We start from the raw sequence: 18,282 nt of genomic DNA on the forward strand, positions 1-18,282 counted from the left end.
CCGCGCCCACCCGCACCACCTCACCCCCGAACAGGCCTACCTCGCCCGCCCCAAAGCCACCCCCGCCAACCAACCCAACACTGCCATCCGGCTACGCACCGACGTCGTCGACCACTTCGGCAAACTCACCCTGCGCCACGGCAGCCGCCTACACCACCTCGGTATCGGCCGCGCCCACGCCAGCACCCCCGTGCTGATCCTGGTTACCGCCACCACCGTCACCGTCATCAGCAAAACCGGCCACCACGTCATCGCCAGCCACCACATCGACCCCGACCACAACTACTGGCCCAACAAACAGAAAAACCCCGGCAAAAGCCGGGGCAATCTGTAACCGATGACGCGACTCATGTGTAACCCATGACCCGACTCATCACAAAGTGTCCGAGGGGGGACTTGAACCCCCACGCCCGTTAATAGGGCACTAGCACCTCAAGCTAGCGCGTCTGCCATTCCGCCACTCGGACCAACCCGGCGCGGCCGGGCAGCTAAGGCTAACGGATGCCGATCGCTGGACCCAAACCCAGCCCTCGCAACGCGATCCGGAGGGGCGTGAAGTGGTAGTAAAGGTAGCTGTGACCGATTTCCCCGATCCTGCCGGAGACGCAGTGGGCGAGGTGGTCGAACTCGTCAGCACTCTCATCCGCTTCGACACCTCCAACACCGGCGAGCCGGCCACCACCAAAGGTGAGGCCGACTGCGCGCGCTGGGTGGCCACCCAGCTCGAGGAAGTGGGCTATGAGACCGAATACCTCGAATCGGGTGCGCCGGGGCGGGGAAACGTGTTCGCCCGCCTCAAGGGCAGTGATCCATCCCGCGGGGCGCTGCTGATCCACGGGCACCTCGACGTGGTGCCGGCCGAGGCCAGCGAGTGGAGCGTGCACCCGTTCTCCGGCGCGATCGAAGACGGCTATGTCTGGGGTCGCGGCGCGGTCGACATGAAGGACATGGTCGGCATGATGATCGCGGTGGCCCGGCACCTGGCCCGGCACAAGATCACCCCGCCGCGGGATCTGGTGTTCGCGTTCGTCGCCGACGAGGAGGCCGGCGGCAAGTACGGCGCGCACTGGCTCATCGAGAACCGCCCCGACCTGTTCGACGGGGTGACCGAGGCGATCGGGGAGGTGGGTGGTTTCTCGCTGACGGTGCCGCGGCGCGACGGCGGGGAGCGCCGGCTGTACCTGATCGAGACCGCGGAGAAGGGCCTGTCCTGGATGCGGCTGCGGGCCCACGGCCGGGCCGGGCACGGGTCGATGATCAACGACGACAACGCCGTCACCATCCTGGCCGAGGCGGTGGCCCGGCTGGGTCGCCACCGGTTCCCGCTGGTGCTCTCCGATGCCGTGGTGGAGTTTCTGGCCGCGGTCAGTGAGGAGACCGGGCACACCATCGACGTCGACTCCCCGGACCTGGAGGGGATGATCGAGAAGCTGGGGCCGATCGCCCGCATCGTCAACGCCACCCTGCGCGACACCGCGACGCCGACCATGCTGGCGGCCGGCTACAAGGCCAACGTGATCCCGGCGACGGCCGAGGCGGTAGTGGACTGCCGGGTGCTGCCCGGGCGACAGGCGGCGTTCGAGGCCGAGGTCGACGCGCTGATCGGCCCCGACGTGACCCGGGAATGGGTCGCCCTCCAACCGCCCGTCGAGACCACCTTCGATGGCGACCTGGTCGAGGCGATGAATGCGGCGCTGCTGGCCTGTGACCCCGACGCCCGGACGGTGCCCTACATGCTGTCCGGGGGAACGGATGCAAAAGCCTTCGCCAAGTTGGGTATTCGATGCTTCGGCTTCGCCCCGCTTCGGCTGCCGCCCGACCTCGACTTCTCCGCGCTGTTCCACGGGGTCGATGAACGCGTACCGGTTGACGCGCTGGAGTTCGGTACCCGCGTACTGCACCACTTCCTGACACACTGCTGACCAAACGACGAAGTTGATCCACTACGAGAGGACAGTCATGACCACAGCCCCCGACCCGTACGCCGCGCTGCCCAAGCTGCCGACGTTCACGCTCACCTCCACGTCGCTGACCGACGGTCAGCCGCTGGGCAAGGCCCAGGTCAGCGGAATCATGGGTGCCGGTGGTGAAGATGCCAGCCCACAGCTGAGCTGGTCGGGCTTTCCCGAGGAGACCCGCAGCTTCGCGGTCACCGTCTACGACCCGGACGCCCCCACCGCGTCGGGCTTCTGGCACTGGGCGGTGGCCAACCTGCCGGCCACCTGCACCGAGCTGCCCGAGGGCGTCGGGGACGGCAGCCTGCTGCCCGGGGACGCGCTGACCCTGGTCAACGACGCCGGGATGCGCCGCTATGTGGGTGCCGCGCCGCCGGCCGGTCACGGGGTGCACCGCTACTACGTGGCGGTGCACGCCGTCGACGTCGAGACGCTGGAGCTGGCCGAAGACGCCAGCCCGGCCTACCTGGGTTTCAACCTGTTCATGCATGCGATCGCGCGCGCGGTGATCGTCGGCACCTACGAGCAGAAGTAGCCCCACCCCCCTCGAGTACTTCCCCCCGTGGGCAGTTCCTCCCGCGAGCGTGCGTGTTTGTACGGCCGCGACCGGCGTGTCGCGTACAAACACGCACGCTCGCGCGGGAGGGCGGGACGCGGGAGGGACGGGGGCGGGAGGGAGGGGCGCGCTAGCGGGTGGCGGACCCGACCGCCTCGGCCAGCGACGCGAACCCTCCGTCGCGCAGCCGCTGCGCCAGACCGTCATGGATGTTGCGGGCCCACAGGCCGCCGCCGTAGATGAAGCCGGTGTAGCCCTGCAGCAGCGAGGCGCCGGCGGTGATGCGCTCCCAGGCGTCGTCGGCCGTCTCGATCCCGCCCACGCTGATCAGGACCAGCCGGTCGCCGACCCGGGCGTACAACCGCCGCAGCACCTCCAGCGCTCGGCGGGCCACCGGTGGGCCCGAGATCCCGCCGGGCCCCAACTCGGCCACCCCCGGGGTCGCCAGGCCTTCGCGTGACACCGTGGTGTTGGTCGCCACGATGCCGGCCAGGCCCAAGTCCACGCACAGGTCGGCGATGGAATCCAGGTCGGTGTCGGCCAGATCCGGTGCGATCTTCACCAGCACCGGCTTGGTGGTCTCGGCGCGCACCGCGGCCAGGATGGGCCGCAGCGACTCGACGGCCTGCAGGTCGCGCAGCCCCGGCGTATTCGGCGAGCTGACGTTGACCACCAGGTAGTCGGCCAGCGGGGCCAGCAGCCGGGCGCTGGTGCGGTAGTCCTGCACCGCGCCCTCGGGCGGGGTGACCTTGGTCTTGCCGATGTTCACCCCGATCGGCACCTCGGCCCGGTGCCGCGTCAGTCGCGCCGCCAGGGCGGCGGCCCCGTGATTGTTGAAGCCCATCCGGTTCAGCAGCGCGCGGTCGTCGGGCAGCCGGAACAGCCGGGGCGCGGGATTACCCGGTTGCGCCGCCGCTGTCACGGTGCCCACCTCGGCATAGCCGAAACCCAATGCGCCCCAAGCCTTGAGCCCGGAACCGTTCTTGTCGAACCCGGCGGCCAGCCCGAGCGGCCCGGGGAACTGCACCCCGAACACGGTGCTGGCCAGCAGCGGGTCGTGCGGGGCGAGCCGGCGCCGCAGAGACCGGCGTGCCGGCGCCGTCGCGGCGGCGCCGCGTAATCCCGCGAACACAATGGTGTGGATGCGCTCGGCCGGCACCATGAAGAAGGCCCGGCGCACGGCGCCGTAGAGACCCATCGGTCTACAGTCCCGGCTGGTCGACGCAGCGGCTCTCGCTGATCGCATTAACAGCAGACTTCTTGCGGCGCAGCAGCACTCGCCTGCTCCCGTCGGTGTACAACCGCACTCGGGTCAGCTCCCAACCTCGGTATTCGGCTTCGATGGACAACCGGGTGGACGCCCCGATCCGGGTGACCTCCGGGGGCAGTCGCAGCGGAATCCATTCGTAGTCATCGGACAGGTCGGTATCCCAGCCGGCCGGCATTCGTCGTGGACTCAGCGTGGTCACCGCGGCCTCGCGGCGTGCTCGATCACCTGGACCCCAGCACCGGAGCCCGACACCACGTACAGGGTGTCTGACTTCTCGTCCAAGGCCAGGGTGTTGGGTTGCTGCACTGTCGGATAGCGAACCTTCTCCACGGGAATTCCGGTGGTCAAATCGTAGCCGACCACGGTGTTCGTCCCGGTCTGCGACACCCAGGCAAACCCGCCCGCCCCGGCCAGCCCGTAGGGGGCATCCGGCACCGGGTAGTCCTGGTGCAGCATCAGCGGGTCCACGCCGTACACCAGCAGTCGGCCGCTGCGGGGGTCGGCCGCCAGCACCGGCCCCTGCGAGGCGGCGGCCAGGGTGGTGGCGCCCTGGCCCGCCCGCAGCGCGTACTGGGGTTTGCCGTCGGTGCCGATGGTCGTCACCGAGGTCTGCCCGCGGTCCAGCACCACCGCCACATCGCCCTGGGTCACGATCTGGTCGACCCGGGCGAAGATCTTGGCCCGCTCGGCGATCCGCGTGCCGTCGGCGGTCAGCGTGTAGACCGCGCCGTCGGCGCTGCCCAACACCATGATTCCGTCGGCGCGCCGGCCGATAGCGGTGAAATCGACACCGGCGGCATCGTCGACGTCGACGCGTTTGATGCCGCGGGTGGCCAGGTCGACGGTGTAATAGCCGCCGCTGCCGGACAGGTAGGCCACGCCCTGGCCGTCGCCGGCCAGCGAGTTCGCCGGCCCCGGCAACGCCACCGCCGCGGGTGGGCGACTGGAGTCGCCGACCAGTCCGAGCGTCGCGGCGGCCTGCGCGTCCGGCCCGGGGGACAGCACCGCCAGCAGTCGGGTGCTCGCGTCGAAGACCGCACCGGTGGCCCGGCCGGCCAGCGGCCGTACCGTGCCGGCAGGCCGCACCGCGGCGACCGGGGAAACGGCGGGCTCGGCCGGCGCGATCGTGGGCGGCGGCGCGGTGATGGGATTGGATGAGCACGCCGTGAGCAGCAGCAGCGGCAGCAACAGGCCTTGCAGGGACCGGCGGGACCGGCGGGTGGGGCGCTTGGGCACAGGGCAGCTCTTCCAGCTCGTCAGGGTGGCGGATGGGTGCGAACACCGATTCTAAGGAAGGCCGCGAGGTGAAGCTCGCATGTCCGTCCGAACAATAAGTTCGCTTAGGTGTAACCTCTCGGCCATGACTGTGGTCGATGACTGGCAGCTGGCGTGTTCGGAGTTCCGCATCGAGGAGATCTGGACCGGCGCCTTCGCCAGTGGTTTCGGCGAGGTCGGTGACGGCCGCAGCTTCTCCTTCCACACCGAGCAGCAGAAGCTCGTGGTCGACATCTATCGGCCCCGGCTGGCCGGCCCGGTCCCGCACGACGAGGACGTGGTCGCCACCGCGAGCCGGCACCTGTTCGAGATCGATGTCGCCGACGAGCGCAGCCTGACCGCCGCGGTGCGCGACGTGGTATCCGGTCTGACCCGCTGACCCCAGCCCGGTACGGTCATCGTCGTGTCGGTAGTCGAGACGGTGATGTCCTGGCCGCAAGTAGTCGTCCTGGCGATTGTCCAGGGCCTCACCGAATTTCTGCCGGTTTCCTCCTCGGGACACCTGGCCCTGGTCTCCCGGCTGTTCTTCGCCGGTGACGCGGGCGCTTCCTTCACCGCGGTGACCCAACTCGGCACCGAGGTCGCCGTGCTGGTCTATTTCGCCAAGGACATCGCGCGCATCGCCACAGCCTGGCTCTCCGGGGTGGCGTCGGCGTTGGCCAAGACACCGTTGCCCGCCGAACGCGAGACCGACTACCGGATGGGCTGGTACGTCATCATCGGCACCATTCCCATCTGTGTGCTGGGCCTGCTGTTCAAAGACCTGATCCGGTCCGGGGTCCGCAACCTGTGGGTGGTGGCCACCGCGTTGGTGGTGTTCTCGTTGGTGATCGCCGCGGCCGAGTACTTCGGCCGCCAGGCCCGCCACGCCAAGGAACTGACCTGGCGCGACGCCGTGCTGGTGGGTTCGGCGCAGACCCTTGCACTGGTGCCGGGGGTGTCCCGGTCCGGTGCCACCATCAGTGCCGGGCTGTTCGCCGGCCTGGACCGGGAATTGGCTGCCCGATTCGGTTTCCTGCTGGCGATTCCGGCGGTGTTCGCCTCCGGGCTGTTCTCGCTGCCGGATGCGTTTCACCCCGAAGGTGCGGGGATGAGCGCCACCGGTCTGCAACTGCTGGTCGCCACCCTGATCGCGTTCGCAGTGGGCTGGGCGGCCATCTCGTGGTTCCTGAAGTTCCTGGTGTCGCACAGCATGTACTGGTTTGTCGGGTACCGGGTGATCGCCGGGACGACGATCCTGGTCCTGCTGGCCACCGGGGTGTTGGCGGCCTCGCCATGACCGTCATCCTGCTGCGCCACGGCCGGTCCACCTCGAACACCTCCGGGGTGCTGGCCGGGCGCACCGAAGGCGTCGAACTCGACGAGTTGGGGCGCGAGCAGGCCGCCCAGCTCGTCGGCCGGCTCGACGGCCTGCCGATCAAGGCGGTGGTGCGCTCACCGCTGCTGCGCTGCCGACGCACCGTCGAACCGCTGGCCGCAGCGCTGGGGCTGGAGCCGCTCGTCGACGACCGGCTCGCCGAGGTCGACTACGGGGCCTGGACCGGCCGCAAGATCAGCGAGCTGACCGCCGAGCCGCTGTGGCGGGTGGTGCAGGCGCAGCCCAGCGCGGCGATCTTCCCCGACGGCGAAGGGCTGGCGCAGGTGCAGGCCCGGGCGGTCAGTGCGGTCCGTGATCACGACCGGCAGCTGGCCGCCCAGCACGGCGCCGACGTGCTGTGGGTGGCGTGCACCCACGGCGATGTCATCAAGGCGGTCATCGCCGACGCGCTCGGCGTGCATCTGGACGGCTTCCAGCGGATCACCGCCGACCCGGCATCGGCGAGCGTGATCCGCTACACGCCGTTGCGCCCGTTCGTAATCCACCTCAACCACACCGGAGCGTCGTTGGCCGCCGCGGTGAAGAGTTCGCCGGCCGGCCCCGTCGGTGAAAGCGACGCGGTAGTGGGCGGTTCCACCACCTAGGTCCACCTCGCCGAAGACAGATGCCGTCGGCCGCCTCAACTGCCGGTATTTTGGAGATGCCATGTCCCGAGCAATTCATGTCTTCCGCACTCCCGACCGTTTCGTGGCCGGGACCGTCGGCCAGCCCGGAAACCGCACCTTCTATCTGCAGGCGGTCCACGACGAACGGATCGTCTCGGTGGTGCTGGAAAAGCAGCAGGTCGCGGTGCTCTCCGAACGTATCGGTGCGCTGCTGCTGGAGGTCAACCGTCGATTCGGCACGCCGGTGCCGCCCGAACCCACCGAGATCGACGACCTGGACCCGCTGGTCACGCCGGTGGACGCCGAGTTCCGGGTCGGCACCATGGGGCTGGGCTGGGATTCCGAGGCGCAGACGGTAGTGGTGGAGCTGCTTGCGGTCAGTGACGCCGAGTTCGACGCGTCGGTGGTGCTCGACGACACCGACGAGGGGCCGGACGCGGTGCGGGTGTTCCTCACCCCGGAGTCCGCGCGCCAGTTCGCCACCCGCTCCAACCGGGTCATCTCGGCGGGCCGCCCGCCCTGTCCGCTGTGCGACGAGCCGCTGGACCCCGCCGGTCACATGTGCGTGCGCACCAACGGCTATCGGCGGGGTGCTTTCGGGCCCGACGACGAGCCCGATGACGCAGATATCTGACGACCGGGAGACGTTGCGCTCCGGGGAACTGGAGATCCTGGGCCGCATCCGCTCGGCGAGCAACGCCACCTTCCTGTGCCAGGCGACGCTGGGGGAGAACCGCGTCCACTGCGTGTACAAGCCGGTCGCCGGCGAACAGCCGCTCTGGGATTTCCCCGACGGCACCCTGGCCGGCCGCGAACTCGGCGCGCACCTGATCTCGGTCGAACTGGGCTGGAATCTGGTTCCTTACACCATCATTCGGGACGGACCGGCGGGTCCGGGCATGGTGCAGCGGTGGGTGGATCAGCCCGAAGACGACGACGAAGATGACGTATCGTCGGCGCCCGGCCTGGTCGACGTGGTTCCGGGCGACCACGTTCCGGCGGGCTACCTGCCGGTGTTGCAGGCCTATGGCCACGACGGCGACCCGGTCACCCTGGTGCACGCCGACGACATTCGGTTGCGCCGCCTCGCCGTCTTCGACGTGGTGATCAACAACGCCGACCGCAAAGGCGGACACATTCTGCACGGCACCGACGGCCGCGTCTACGGCGTCGACCACGGCGTGAGCCTGCACACCCAGGACAAGTTGCGCACGGTGCTGTGGGGGTGGGCGGGCAAGTCGGTGGCCACGCTGGACGACGAGGCGTTGCCGGCCCTGGCGCGGCTGCTGGTGGCGCTGGAGGGTCCGCTGGCGGCGTGCCTGCAGCCGCACCTGACCGTCGACGAGATCGCCGCCCTGCGCGGTCGCGTCGCCGACCTGCTGGATCACCCGGTGATGCCCGGTCCGAACCGTCATCGCCCGATCCCGTGGCCGGCGTTCTGAACACGGCGTGGCCGCCCGCTAGCCGCAGTCGCGAATCCGGCACCAGCGGGCGTCGGGGATACTGCCAGACGTGACGCTGACCGACGCGGCGCTGGCCGCCGAACTGGCAGTCGAGGCCGGAAAGCTTTTGCTGGCGGTGCGTGACGAGGTGGGCTTTGCCCAGCCGTGGCACCTTGGCGACACCGGCGACGGTCGGGCCAACCAGCTGATCATCCGCAGGCTGCGTGACGCGCGCCCCGGGGACGCGGTGCTCAGCGAGGAATCGCCGGACAACTTGGTCCGGCTGCGGTCGGACCGGGTCTGGATCGTCGACCCGCTCGACGGCACCCGCGAATTCACCCAACCTGGACGCGACGACTGGGCGGTGCACATCGCGCTGTGGCAGCGTGGCGGCCCCGACGGCTTTGGCGCGATCACCGACGCCGCGGTGTCGCTGCCGGCCTACGACAACAGAAGCAACGTCGTCTTCCGCACCGACACGGTCGCCCGGCCCGCCACCCCGACCGGTCCGCCGAACCCCATTCGGGTCGCGGTCAGCGCCTCCCGGATGCCCGCGGTGGTACGACTCATCCGCGAGGTGCTGCCGGTGGAGCCGGTGCTGATGGGATCGGCGGGCGCCAAGGCGATGGCCGTGGTGCGCGGCGAGGTGGACGCCTACCTGCACGCCGGCGGGCAGTGGGAGTGGGATTCGGCCGCGCCGGCCGGTGTGGTGCTGGCGGCGGGCCTGCACGCGTCCCGGATCGACGGGTCGCCGTTGCGCTACAACCGCCCCGACCCCTACCTGCCCGACCTGCTGATGTGCCGGCCCGACGTGGCGCCCATCCTGCTGGACGCGATGCGGCGAACAGTCCTCTAAAGGACGGGCCTTACAGTCGTGGGCATGCAATCGTGGTCCGCGCCGGCCGTTCCAGTCCTGCCCGGGCGCGGCCCGGCGCTGCGCCTCTATGACACCGCCGACCGGCAGGTGCGCCCGGTGTCGCCGGGCCCGACGGCCACCATGTACGTCTGTGGCATCACGCCCTATGACGCCACGCATCTGGGCCACGCCGCCACTTATCTGGTGTTCGACCTGATTCACCGGCTCTGGCTCGACGCCGGCCATCAGGTGGACTACGTGCAGAACGTCACCGACGTCGACGACCCGCTGCTCGAGCGCGCCGAGCGCGACGGGGTGCCGTGGCAGGAGCTGGCGGCCAGTCAGGTCGAGTTGTTCGGCGCCGACATGACCGCGTTGCGGGTGCTGCCGCCCCGCGACTACGTGGCGGCCACCGAGGCCATCGACGAGGTCGTGGAAGTGGTCGAGAAGATGCTGGCCGCCGGATCGGCCTACATCGTCGACGGTGACTATCCCGACATCTACTTCCGCGCCGACGCCACCGAGCAGTTCGGCTACGAATCCGGCTTCGACCGCGCCACCATGCTGGAGCTGTTCGCCGAGCGCGGCGGCGATCCGGAGCGGGCCGGCAAGTCCGATCCGCTCGACGCCTTGCTGTGGCGCGCGGCCCGCCCGGGTGAGCCCAGTTGGCCCTCGCCGTTCGGGGCCGGCCGGCCAGGTTGGCATGTCGAGTGCGCCGCGATCGCGTTGAGCCGTCTCGGCTCGGGGCTCGACATCCAGGGCGGCGGCTCCGATCTGGTCTTCCCGCACCACGAGTTCTCCGCCGCGCACGCCGAATCCCTCACGGGGGAGCGCCGTTTCGCCCGGCACTACGTGCATGCCGGGATGATCGGCTGGGACGGGCACAAGATGTCCAAGAGCCGCGGCAACCTGGTGCTGGTCTCCAAGCTGCGCGCCCAGGGAACCGAGCCGGCCGCGATCCGGCTGGGCCTGCTGGCCGGGCACTACCGCAGCGACCGGTTCTGGGACGACGCGACCCTCGCCGCCGCCGAGGCGAGGCTGGAGCGCTGGCGGGCCGCGACGACGCTTCCGGCGGGACCGGCCGCCGACGACGTCATCGCCCGGGTGCGTCGCTATCTGGCCGATGACCTGGACACCGTCAAGGCGCTGGCCGCGTTGGACGGCTGGACGACCGACGCATTGGAGTACGGCGGCCACGACGCCGACGCACCGCGGCTGGTGGCCACGGCGGTCGATGCGCTGCTGGGAGTGGCGCTGTAGGCCACCCACGGCGGGGGTAGGTTGAGCAGATGTCTTCGATTCACTCCCAAGTCATTTTCATCACCGGTGGCGCGCACGGTATCGGCGAGCAGCTGGCCCGCCGGCTGCACTCCCAGGGCGCTTCGGTGGTGGTGACGGACCTGGATGAGGCCGCCCTGGGCAAGCTGGCCGATGATCTCGGTGACCGGGTGCTGACCGCCGTCGCCGACGTGCGGGATCTGGCCGCGATGCAATCGGTGACCGCGCAGGCCGTGCAGCGTTTCGGCGGCATCGACACCGTTGTCGCCAACGCCGGCATCGCCAGCTACGGCTCGGTGCTGAACGTGGATCCCGAGACGTTCAAGCGGGTCATCGACGTCGACGTGATCGGGGTGTTCAACACCGTGCGGGCCGCCCTGCCGTCGGTCATCGAGCGTCGCGGCTATGTGCTGGTGGTGTCCTCGCTGGCGGCGTTCAGTCCGCTGGCCGGGATGGCGTCCTACGACGTGGCCAAGGCCGGGGTCGAGCACTTCGCCAGTGCGCTGCGCCAGGAGGTCGCCTACCAGGGCGTTGAGGTCGGATCGGCGCACATGGCCTGGATCGACACCCCGTTGGTTCGCGACACCAAGGCCGATCTGGGGGCCTTCGGCGAGATGCTGGGCAAACTGCCGTGGCCGCTGAACAAGACCACCTCGGTCGACAAGTGTGTCGACGCCTTCGTCGCGGGCATCGAGGGCCGTCGCCGCCGCGTCTACTGCCCCGGCTGGGTGGGGGTGTTCCGCTGGCTCAAGCCGGTGCTGACACTGCGGCCGGTGGAAGGCCCGTTCATCAAGGGAGCCGCCACCATCGTCCCGAAGATGGACGCCGAAGTCGCCGCACTGGGCCGCTCCACCAGTGCGTACAACGAGGCCCGGGAAAAAGAGAAGTAGCCCGCACGAGCCCGGCGGCTCAGCGCCGCCGGCGTCGCAGGTAGCGCTCGAACTCGGCTGCCAGCGCATCGCCGTCGATCTTGTTCAGCGCCTCGGTCATGTCGACCTCGGCGTCGCCGCGTTCCTCCAAAGAGGCCACGTAGTCGGCGATCTCGTCGTCCTCGCTGGCCATCTCGCTGACCGCCAGCTCCCACTCCTCGGCTTGGGCCGGCAGGTCGCCCAGCGGAACCTCGATGTCCAGGGCGTCCTCGACGCGCTGCAGCAGGGCGACCGTGGCCTTGGGGTTGGGCGGCTGCGAGACGTAGTGCGGCACCGCCGCCCAGAAGGTGACCGCCGGAATCCCGGCCGCCACGCAGGCGTCCTGGAACACCCCGGTGATGCCGGTCGGGCCCTCGTAGCGGGTCTCGGTCAGCCCGAAGCGGGTGGCCGACTCCGCCGAATACGCCGCCCCGGACACCGGCACCGGGCGGGTGTGGGGGGTGTCCGCCAACAGCGCGCCCAGGATCACCACGGTGTCGACGTCGAGTTGTTCGATGACCGCCAGCAACTCGGCGCAGAACGATCGCCAGCGCATGTTCGGCTCGACCCCGTGCATCAGCACGATGTCGCGGTCGCTGCCCGGCGGCTGGCAGTGCGAAATGCGCATCGACGGCCAGACCAGCTCACGGGTGACGCCGTCGAGCTGGCGGATCACCGGCCGATTCACCTGGTAGTCGTAGTAGGCCTCGTCGTCGATCTCGACGATCAGCCGGGCCTCCCAGATGCTGTTGAGGTGCTGCACCGCATCGCTGGCGGCGTCGCCGGCGTCATTCCATCCCTCGAACGCAGCCACCACGATGGTGTCGTGCAGTTCGGGAAGGGCAGCGCCGTCATCTCCTCGGGTCACAAGGCCAGGGTAAGGCCTGCGCAAAGATCACGGGCCGCACCGGACCGGCTGAGTCGGCTTGTTGGTTGGGGTATTCGTCCCCGTGCTGGGTGACCACGTAGACTTTTCACCGTCGAGAGGCGTTGCAACGGTTCGCCGGTCCGCCGGTAACCGCCACGCTCGGCAGAGTTAAGGACGCCTTCCGCCAAGGAAGGAGCCCGCATGAATGCCTTTGAGCCCAACATCCGGCCTGACTGCACCGACGAGCTGAAGGCCGCGCTGAGCCGGCGAATCATGGTGATCGACGGCGCGATGGGCACGGCGATTCAGCGGGACCGCCCGGACGAGGCCGGTTACCGCGGCGACCGATTCACCGAGTGGCCGACCGCGCTACAGGGCAACAACGACCTGCTGACCCTGACGCAACCGCAGATCATCGAGGGCATCCACCGCGAGTACCTCGAGGCGGGCGCCGACATCCTGGAGACCAACACGTTCAACGCGAACGCGGTCTCGCTCGCCGACTATGACATGGCGGACTTCAGCTACGAACTGAACTACGCCGGCGCCGCCCTGGCCCGCAAGGCGGCCGACGAGTTCAGCACCGGCGACAAGCCCCGCTACGTGGCCGGCACGCTCGGGCCGACCACGCGGACCGCGTCGATCTCACCGGACGTCAACGACCCCGGCGCCCGCAACGTCTCCTACGACCAGCTGGTCGCCGCCTACCTCGAGGCCGCCAACGGCCTAGTCGACGGCGGCGCCGACATCCTGCTCATCGAGACCATTTTCGACTCGCTGAACTCCAAGGCGGCGGTGTTCGCCGTCGAGACGCTGTTCGAGGAGCGCGGACGCCGCTGGCCGGTCATCATCTCCGGCACCATCACCGATGCGTCCGGGCGCACCTTGTCGGGTCAGGTCACCGAGGCGTTCTGGAACTCGATCCGGCACGCGAAGCCGGTCGCGGTGGGCCTCAACTGCGCCTTGGGCGCGCCGGAGATGCGGCCCTACATCGCCGAGATGGCGCGGATCGCGGACACCTACATCTCCTGCTACCCGAACGCGGGCCTGCCCAACGCCTTTGGCGAGTACGACGAGTCGCCGGAGGCTCAGGCCTCCTACATCGCGGACTTCGCCGACGCGGGCCTGGTCAACATGGTCGGGGGTTGCTGTGGAACGGCGCCGGCGCACATCGCCGAGATCGCCAAGGTGGTCGAGGGCAAGCCGCCGCGCGAGCTGCCCACCATCGAGGTGGCCACCCGCCTGTCGGGCCTGGAACCGCTCAACATCACCGACGACTCACTGTTCGTGAATATCGGTGAACGCACCAACATCACCGGCTCCGCCCGGTTCCGCAACCTGATCAAGGCCGAGGACTACGACACCGCACTGTCGGTCGCACTGCAGCAGGTCGAGGTCGGTGCGCAGGTCATCGACATCAACATGGACGAGGGCATGATCGACGGCGTCGCCGCGATGGACCGGTTCACCAAACTGATCGCGTCCGAGCCGGACATCAGCCGCGTGCCGGTGATGATCGACTCCTCCAAGTGGGAGGTCATCGAGGCGGGCCTGAAGAACGTGCAGGGCAAGCCGATCGTCAACTCGATCTCCATGAAGGAGGGCGAGGAGAAGTTCATCCGCGAGGCCCGGCTGTGCCGCAAGTACGGCGCCGCGGTGGTCGTGATGGCCTTCGACGAGCAGGGGCAGGCCGACAACCTGGAGCGCCGCAAGGAGATCTGCGGGCGCGCCTACCGGATCCTGACCGAGGAGGTCGGTTTCCCGGCCGAGGACATCATCTTCGACCCCAACTGCTTCGCGCTGGCGACCGGCATCGAGGAGCACGCCACCTACGGGATCGACTTCATCGAGGCCTGCGCCTGGATCAAGGAGAACCTGCCTGGGGTGCACATCTCCGGCGGCATCTCGAACGTGTCGTTCTCCTTCCGGGGCAACAACCCGGTCCGCGAGGCGATCCACGCGGTGTTCCTGTTCCACGCCATCAAGGCCGGCCTGGACATGGGCATCGTCAACGCCGGCGCGCTGGTGCCCTACGACTCGATCGACCTCGAACTGCGGGACCGGATCGAGGACGTGGTGCTCAACCGTCGCCCCGATGCCGCCGAGCGGCTGCTGGAGATCGCCGAACGGTTCAACTCCGCAGAGAAGGCTGAAGATCCCGCGGCGGCCGAATGGCGATCTCTCCCGGTTCGTGAGCGGATCACCCACGCCCTGGTCAAGGGCATCGACGCCGACGTAGAGACGGACACCGAGGAGTTGCGGGCCGAGATCGCCGCCGCGGGCGGTCGTCCGATCGAGGTGATCGAGGGCCCGCTGATGGACGGCATGAACGTGGTCGGCGACCTCTTCGGCGCGGGCAAGATGTTCCTGCCCCAGGTGGTGAAGTCGGCCCGGGTGATGAAGAAGGCCGTGGCCTACCTGCTGCCGTACATCGAGGCGGAGAAGCAGCCCGGTGAAGCCGAGCACACCAACGGCACGATCGTGATGGCGACGGTGAAGGGTGACGTCCACGACATCGGCAAGAACATCGTCGGGGTCGTGCTGCAGTGCAACAACTACACCGTGGTCGACCTCGGTGTGATGGTGCCTGCCGAGAAGATCCTGGCCGCGGCCAAGGAATACAACGCCGACATCGTCGGCCTCTCCGGCCTGATCACCCCGTCACTGGAGGAGATGGCCGGCTTCGCCGCCGAGATGGAGCGTGAAGGCCTCCAGATCCCGCTGCTGATCGGCGGCGCGACCACGTCGCGTGCCCACACGGCCGTGAAGATCGCGCCGCGTCGCAGCGGTCCGGTGGTCTGGGTCAAAGATGCCTCGCGTTCGGTTCCGGTCGCGGCCGCGCTGCTCGACGACAAGCAGCGGCCGGCGCTGCTGGAATTGACCGCGAAGGATTACGCGTCCCTGCGGGAACGGCACGCCCAGAAGAATGAGCGGCCGATGGTGCCGCTGGAGAAGGCCCGGGCGAACCGGACGCCTATCGAGTGGGACGGCTACACGCCGCCGGTACCTGCCCAGGGCCTCGGCGTGCGGGAGTTCCTTGACTACGACCTCGCCGAGTTGCGCGAGTTCATCGACTGGCAGCCGTTTTTCAACGCGTGGGAGATGAAGGGGCGCTTCCCCGACATCCTCAACAACCCGGCTTCGGGCGAGGCCGCCCGCAAGCTGTACAACGACGCCCAGCAGATGCTCGACACCCTGATCGAGGAGAAGTGGCTGACGGCCAACGCGGTGATCGGGTTCTTCCCGGCCAACGCGGTCGGCGACGATGTCGAGGTCTACACCGACGAGACTCGTACCGAGGTGCTGACGATGTTCCACAACCTGCGTCAGCAGGGTGATCACCGGGCCGGCATCCCGAACCGGTCACTGGGCGACTACATCGCCCCCAAGGAAACGGGTCTGGCGGACTACATCGGCGCTTTCGCCGTCACCGCCGGGCTCGGCAGCGGCGAGAAGATCGCGGAGTTCAAGGCAGATCTCGACGACTACAGCGCGATCCTGCTGGAGTCGGTGGCCGACCGGCTGGCGGAGGCCTTCGCCGAACGGATGCATCAGCGGGTTCGCAAGGAGTTCTGGGGATTCCAGCCGGATGAGCAGTTGGACAACGAGGCACTGATCGCCGAGAAGTACCAGGGAATCCGCCCCGCCCCGGGCTACCCGGCCTGCCCGGAGCACACCGAGAAGGCGACGATCTGGAAGTTGATGGACGTCCACGAGCGGACCCGCATCGAGCTGACCGAGTCGATGGCGATGTGGCCCGGTGCCGCCGTCAGCGGCTTGTACTTCTCGCACCCGCAGTCGCAGTACTTCGTGATCGGCCGGTTGGCCCAGGACCAGGTCGCCGACTACGCGAAGCGCAAGGGCTGGACCTTGGTGGAAGCCGAGCGCTGGCTCGCCTCCAACCTCGGCTACAACCCGGAGGACTGAGCCCTGGTACTGCGCGCGGTGCTGTGCGACATGGACGGCACCCTGGTCGATTCCGAGAAGCTGTGGGACGTCGCGATGGAGGCGCTCTACGACCGCCTCGGCGGGGTGCTGACCCCGGAAGTCCGGGCGTCCACGGTCGGCGGGTGTGCCGAGGACACCATGCGGATCGTCTACGACGACCTGGGACTGCCGCCCGATCCGGCGGCCATGGCGGCCTCGGCGCGCTGGTTGCACGACTACACCGGTGAGCTGTTCGACGCGGGCCTGCCCTGGTGCGAGGGCGCCCGCGAGTTGCTCGAGGAGCTGGCCGGTGCGGGGATGCCCACGGCCCTGGTGACCAACACCCCGCGGATGCTGGCCGAGCGGGCGCTGGGCAGCATCGGCCGGCACTATTTCGCGGCGGTGGTCTGCGGTGACGAGGTGCCCGCGGGCAAACCGGCGCCGGATCCCTACCTGCGTGCCGCGCAGCTGCTGGAGCTGGATCCGCGCCGGTGCCTGGCCGTGGAGGACTCGCCGACGGGTGCCGCCGCGGCCGAGGCGGCCGGGTGCGCGGTGCTGGTGGTGCCCAATGCGCTGCCGGTGCCGGCCGGTCCTCGGCGCCACCAGGTGGCCTCCCTGACCGGGCTCGGGCTGAGCGACCTGCACGAAATCTGCGCCCAGCTGGCCCCGTCCTCCGGCGAGCGTGCGTGTTTGCACGCCGACACGCCGTAAAAGCTGTGCATCTGTGCACGCTCGCGGCGGTAGCCGAAGCCCCGCGGAGCGAAACTGCCGTGACCGTCGCTGACCGGACATGAAACAATCGCTGCTCGTGAAGACCTTCGAGGAGCTGTTCGCCGAGCTCGGTGAGCGAGCCGCGACCCGGCCGGCCGGCAGCGGCACCGTGGCGGCGCTGGACGCCGGTGTACACACGATCGGCAAGAAGATCCTGGAGGAGGCCGGCGAGGTGTGGCTGGCCGCCGAACACCAGTCCGACGAAGACCTGGCCGAGGAGATCAGCCAGTTGATGTATTGGACCCAGGTGCTGATGATCTCGCGCGGGCTGACGCTGTCCGACGTCTACGGGAAGCTGTGAGCATGTTGCGTGTTGCGGTCCCCAACAAGGGGGCGCTCAGTGAGGCTGCCGCGGCAATGCTGTCGGAGGCCGGCTACCGCAGCCGTACCGACGCCAAGGACCTGACGGTCATCGACCCGGCCAACAAGGTCGAGTTCTTCTTCCTGCGGCCCAAGGACATCGCCATCTACGTCGGGTCCGGTGAACTCGACTTCGGGATCACCGGCCGGGATCTGGCGGCCGAATCCGGGGCGCCGGTGGCCGAGCGGCTGGCGCTGGGTTTCGGCTCTTCGCGATTCCGCTACGCCGCTCCGGCCGGGCGGGACTGGGTCGCCGCGGACCTGGCCGGCAAGCGCATCGCCACCGCGTATCCGAACCTGGTTCGCAAGGATCTGGCCGGCAAGGGCATCGAGGCCACCGTCATCCGGCTCGACGGGGCGGTGGAGATCTCGATCCAGCTGGGCGTGGCCGACGCGATCGCCGACGTGGTGGGCTCCGGGCGCACCCTTCGCCAGCACGGTCTGGTGGCTTTCGGCGAGTCGCTGTGCGATTCCGAAGCGGTGTTGATCGAGGGCGCCGCGTCCAATGGCCGCAGCGCCGAGACCGCCGCCGCCCGTGACCAACTGGCCGCCCGGGTGCAGGGCGTGGTGTTCGGCCAGCAGTACCTGATGCTCGACTACGACTGTCCGCGTGGGGTGCTCGAGCAGGCTGTCGCGATCACCCCGGGCCTGGAGTCGCCGACTATCGCGCCGTTGGCCGACCCGGATTGGGCGGCGGTGCGCGCGCTGGTGCCGCGACGCGAGGTCAACGCGATCATGGACCAGTTGGCCGCGATCGGAGCCAAGGCCATCCTCGCCTCGGACATCAGATTCTGCCGATTTTGATCAGTCCCGGTAGCTGAGCCTTCGCCGTG

Annotated in this window: 19 protein-coding genes and 1 tRNA gene; 15 read left to right on the top strand and 5 right to left on the bottom strand. The window is 69.1% G+C overall.

Annotated elements, in window-relative coordinates:
* A partial coding sequence (locus ACJH5R_RS19380) for a hypothetical protein (RefSeq protein WP_406782600.1) occupies positions 1 to 334 on the top strand: 334 nt, incomplete at its 5' end.
* A gap of 47 nt (positions 335 to 381) precedes the next feature.
* Here ACJH5R_RS19380 and ACJH5R_RS19385 read toward each other — a convergent pair.
* A tRNA-Leu gene (locus tag ACJH5R_RS19385) sits at positions 382 to 467 on the bottom strand.
* 108 nt (positions 468 to 575) lie between these two features.
* Here ACJH5R_RS19385 and ACJH5R_RS19390 point away from each other — a divergent pair.
* Together ACJH5R_RS19390 and ACJH5R_RS19395 are read left to right on the top strand one after the other, a co-directional pair.
* A complete protein-coding gene (locus ACJH5R_RS19390) occupies positions 576 to 1,922 on the top strand; it encodes a M20/M25/M40 family metallo-hydrolase (RefSeq protein WP_406782601.1) in 1,347 nt (448 codons plus the stop codon).
* 37 nt (positions 1,923 to 1,959) lie between these two features.
* The gene (locus tag ACJH5R_RS19395) at positions 1,960 to 2,490 is read left to right on the top strand and encodes a YbhB/YbcL family Raf kinase inhibitor-like protein (RefSeq protein ID WP_406782602.1); all 531 of its coding nucleotides are present in this window, start codon (positions 1,960 to 1,962) and stop codon (positions 2,488 to 2,490) included.
* Between the two features lie 151 nt (positions 2,491 to 2,641).
* Here ACJH5R_RS19395 and ACJH5R_RS19400 read toward each other — a convergent pair whose 3' ends face one another.
* Genes ACJH5R_RS19400 through ACJH5R_RS19410 form a run of 3 tightly spaced genes read right to left on the bottom strand, consistent with a single transcriptional unit; the run spans position 2,642 to position 5,017 of the window.
* A complete protein-coding gene (locus ACJH5R_RS19400; protein ID WP_406782603.1) occupies positions 2,642 to 3,709 on the bottom strand; it encodes a quinone-dependent dihydroorotate dehydrogenase in 1,068 nt (355 codons plus the stop codon).
* Positions 3,710 to 3,713: 4 nt separating this feature from the next.
* The gene (locus ACJH5R_RS19405; protein WP_406782662.1) at positions 3,714 to 3,956 is read right to left on the bottom strand and encodes a DUF5703 family protein; all 243 of its coding nucleotides are present in this window, start codon (positions 3,954 to 3,956) and stop codon (positions 3,714 to 3,716) included.
* A gap of 20 nt (positions 3,957 to 3,976) precedes the next feature.
* Entirely contained in the window at positions 3,977 to 5,017 is a 1,041-nt protein-coding gene (locus ACJH5R_RS19410; RefSeq protein ID WP_406782604.1) for a YncE family protein, read from the bottom strand.
* 124 nt (positions 5,018 to 5,141) lie between these two features.
* On the opposite strand from ACJH5R_RS19410, the gene ACJH5R_RS19415 reads away from it, so the two are divergent.
* The 8 genes from ACJH5R_RS19415 to ACJH5R_RS19450 all read left to right on the top strand — a co-directional run bounded on the left by ACJH5R_RS19415 (position 5,142) and on the right by ACJH5R_RS19450 (position 11,505).
* Positions 5,142 to 5,435, top strand: coding sequence for a hypothetical protein (locus tag ACJH5R_RS19415; RefSeq protein WP_406758395.1), 294 nt, complete (start codon positions 5,142 to 5,144; stop codon positions 5,433 to 5,435).
* Positions 5,436 to 5,480: 45 nt separating this feature from the next.
* On the top strand, positions 5,481 to 6,335 hold the full coding sequence (locus ACJH5R_RS19420; protein ID WP_406758431.1) for an undecaprenyl-diphosphate phosphatase: 855 nt from the start codon (positions 5,481 to 5,483) through the stop codon (positions 6,333 to 6,335).
* Complete coding sequence (locus tag ACJH5R_RS19425; protein ID WP_406758396.1) at positions 6,332 to 7,018, top strand: histidine phosphatase family protein; 687 nt, start codon at positions 6,332 to 6,334, stop codon at positions 7,016 to 7,018. The genes ACJH5R_RS19420 and ACJH5R_RS19425 overlap by 4 nt, the downstream gene beginning before the upstream one ends.
* 61 nt (positions 7,019 to 7,079) lie before the next feature.
* Entirely contained in the window at positions 7,080 to 7,673 is a 594-nt protein-coding gene (locus ACJH5R_RS19430) for a DUF3090 domain-containing protein (RefSeq protein ID WP_406758397.1), read from the top strand.
* The gene (locus tag ACJH5R_RS19435; RefSeq protein ID WP_406782605.1) at positions 7,657 to 8,481 is read left to right on the top strand and encodes an SCO1664 family protein; all 825 of its coding nucleotides are present in this window, start codon (positions 7,657 to 7,659) and stop codon (positions 8,479 to 8,481) included. Before ACJH5R_RS19430 ends, ACJH5R_RS19435 begins: the two co-directional genes overlap by 17 nt.
* Positions 8,482 to 8,551: 70 nt before the next feature.
* Positions 8,552 to 9,337: a 3'(2'),5'-bisphosphate nucleotidase CysQ gene (locus ACJH5R_RS19440; RefSeq protein ID WP_406758399.1), complete on the top strand. Its 786-nt coding sequence runs from the start codon at positions 8,552 to 8,554 to the stop codon at positions 9,335 to 9,337.
* A gap of 24 nt (positions 9,338 to 9,361) precedes the next feature.
* Complete coding sequence (gene mshC, locus ACJH5R_RS19445; RefSeq protein WP_406782606.1) at positions 9,362 to 10,597, top strand: cysteine--1-D-myo-inosityl 2-amino-2-deoxy-alpha-D-glucopyranoside ligase; 1,236 nt, start codon at positions 9,362 to 9,364, stop codon at positions 10,595 to 10,597.
* A gap of 29 nt (positions 10,598 to 10,626) precedes the next feature.
* A complete protein-coding gene (locus ACJH5R_RS19450; RefSeq protein WP_406782607.1) occupies positions 10,627 to 11,505 on the top strand; it encodes an SDR family oxidoreductase in 879 nt (292 codons plus the stop codon).
* A gap of 19 nt (positions 11,506 to 11,524) precedes the next feature.
* Here the strand turns inward: ACJH5R_RS19450 and ACJH5R_RS19455 are convergent, their stop codons facing one another.
* Positions 11,525 to 12,391 (bottom strand): PAC2 family protein, encoded by an 867-nt coding sequence (locus tag ACJH5R_RS19455; RefSeq protein ID WP_406782608.1) that lies wholly within the window; start codon positions 12,389 to 12,391, stop codon positions 11,525 to 11,527.
* Positions 12,392 to 12,592: 201 nt separating this feature from the next.
* On the opposite strand from ACJH5R_RS19455, the gene metH reads away from it, so the two are divergent.
* The 4 genes from metH to hisG all read left to right on the top strand — a co-directional run bounded on the left by metH (position 12,593) and on the right by hisG (position 18,253).
* Positions 12,593 to 16,318: a methionine synthase gene (gene metH, locus ACJH5R_RS19460; RefSeq protein WP_406782609.1), complete on the top strand. Its 3,726-nt coding sequence runs from the start codon at positions 12,593 to 12,595 to the stop codon at positions 16,316 to 16,318.
* A gap of 9 nt (positions 16,319 to 16,327) precedes the next feature.
* Positions 16,328 to 17,029, top strand: a complete 702-nt coding sequence (locus tag ACJH5R_RS19465; RefSeq protein ID WP_406782663.1) for an HAD family hydrolase — start codon at positions 16,328 to 16,330, stop codon at positions 17,027 to 17,029.
* Between the two features lie 79 nt (positions 17,030 to 17,108).
* Entirely contained in the window at positions 17,109 to 17,390 is a 282-nt protein-coding gene (locus ACJH5R_RS19470; RefSeq protein ID WP_046284100.1) for a phosphoribosyl-ATP diphosphatase, read from the top strand.
* 2 nt (positions 17,391 to 17,392) lie between these two features.
* Positions 17,393 to 18,253, top strand: coding sequence for an ATP phosphoribosyltransferase (gene hisG / locus ACJH5R_RS19475; RefSeq protein ID WP_406758404.1), 861 nt, complete (start codon positions 17,393 to 17,395; stop codon positions 18,251 to 18,253).
* The last annotated feature ends 29 nt before the right edge of the window (positions 18,254 to 18,282 follow it).

Source organism: Mycobacterium sp. SMC-19 (genome assembly GCF_045310815.1).
GTDB lineage: Bacteria > Actinomycetota > Actinomycetes > Mycobacteriales > Mycobacteriaceae > Mycobacterium.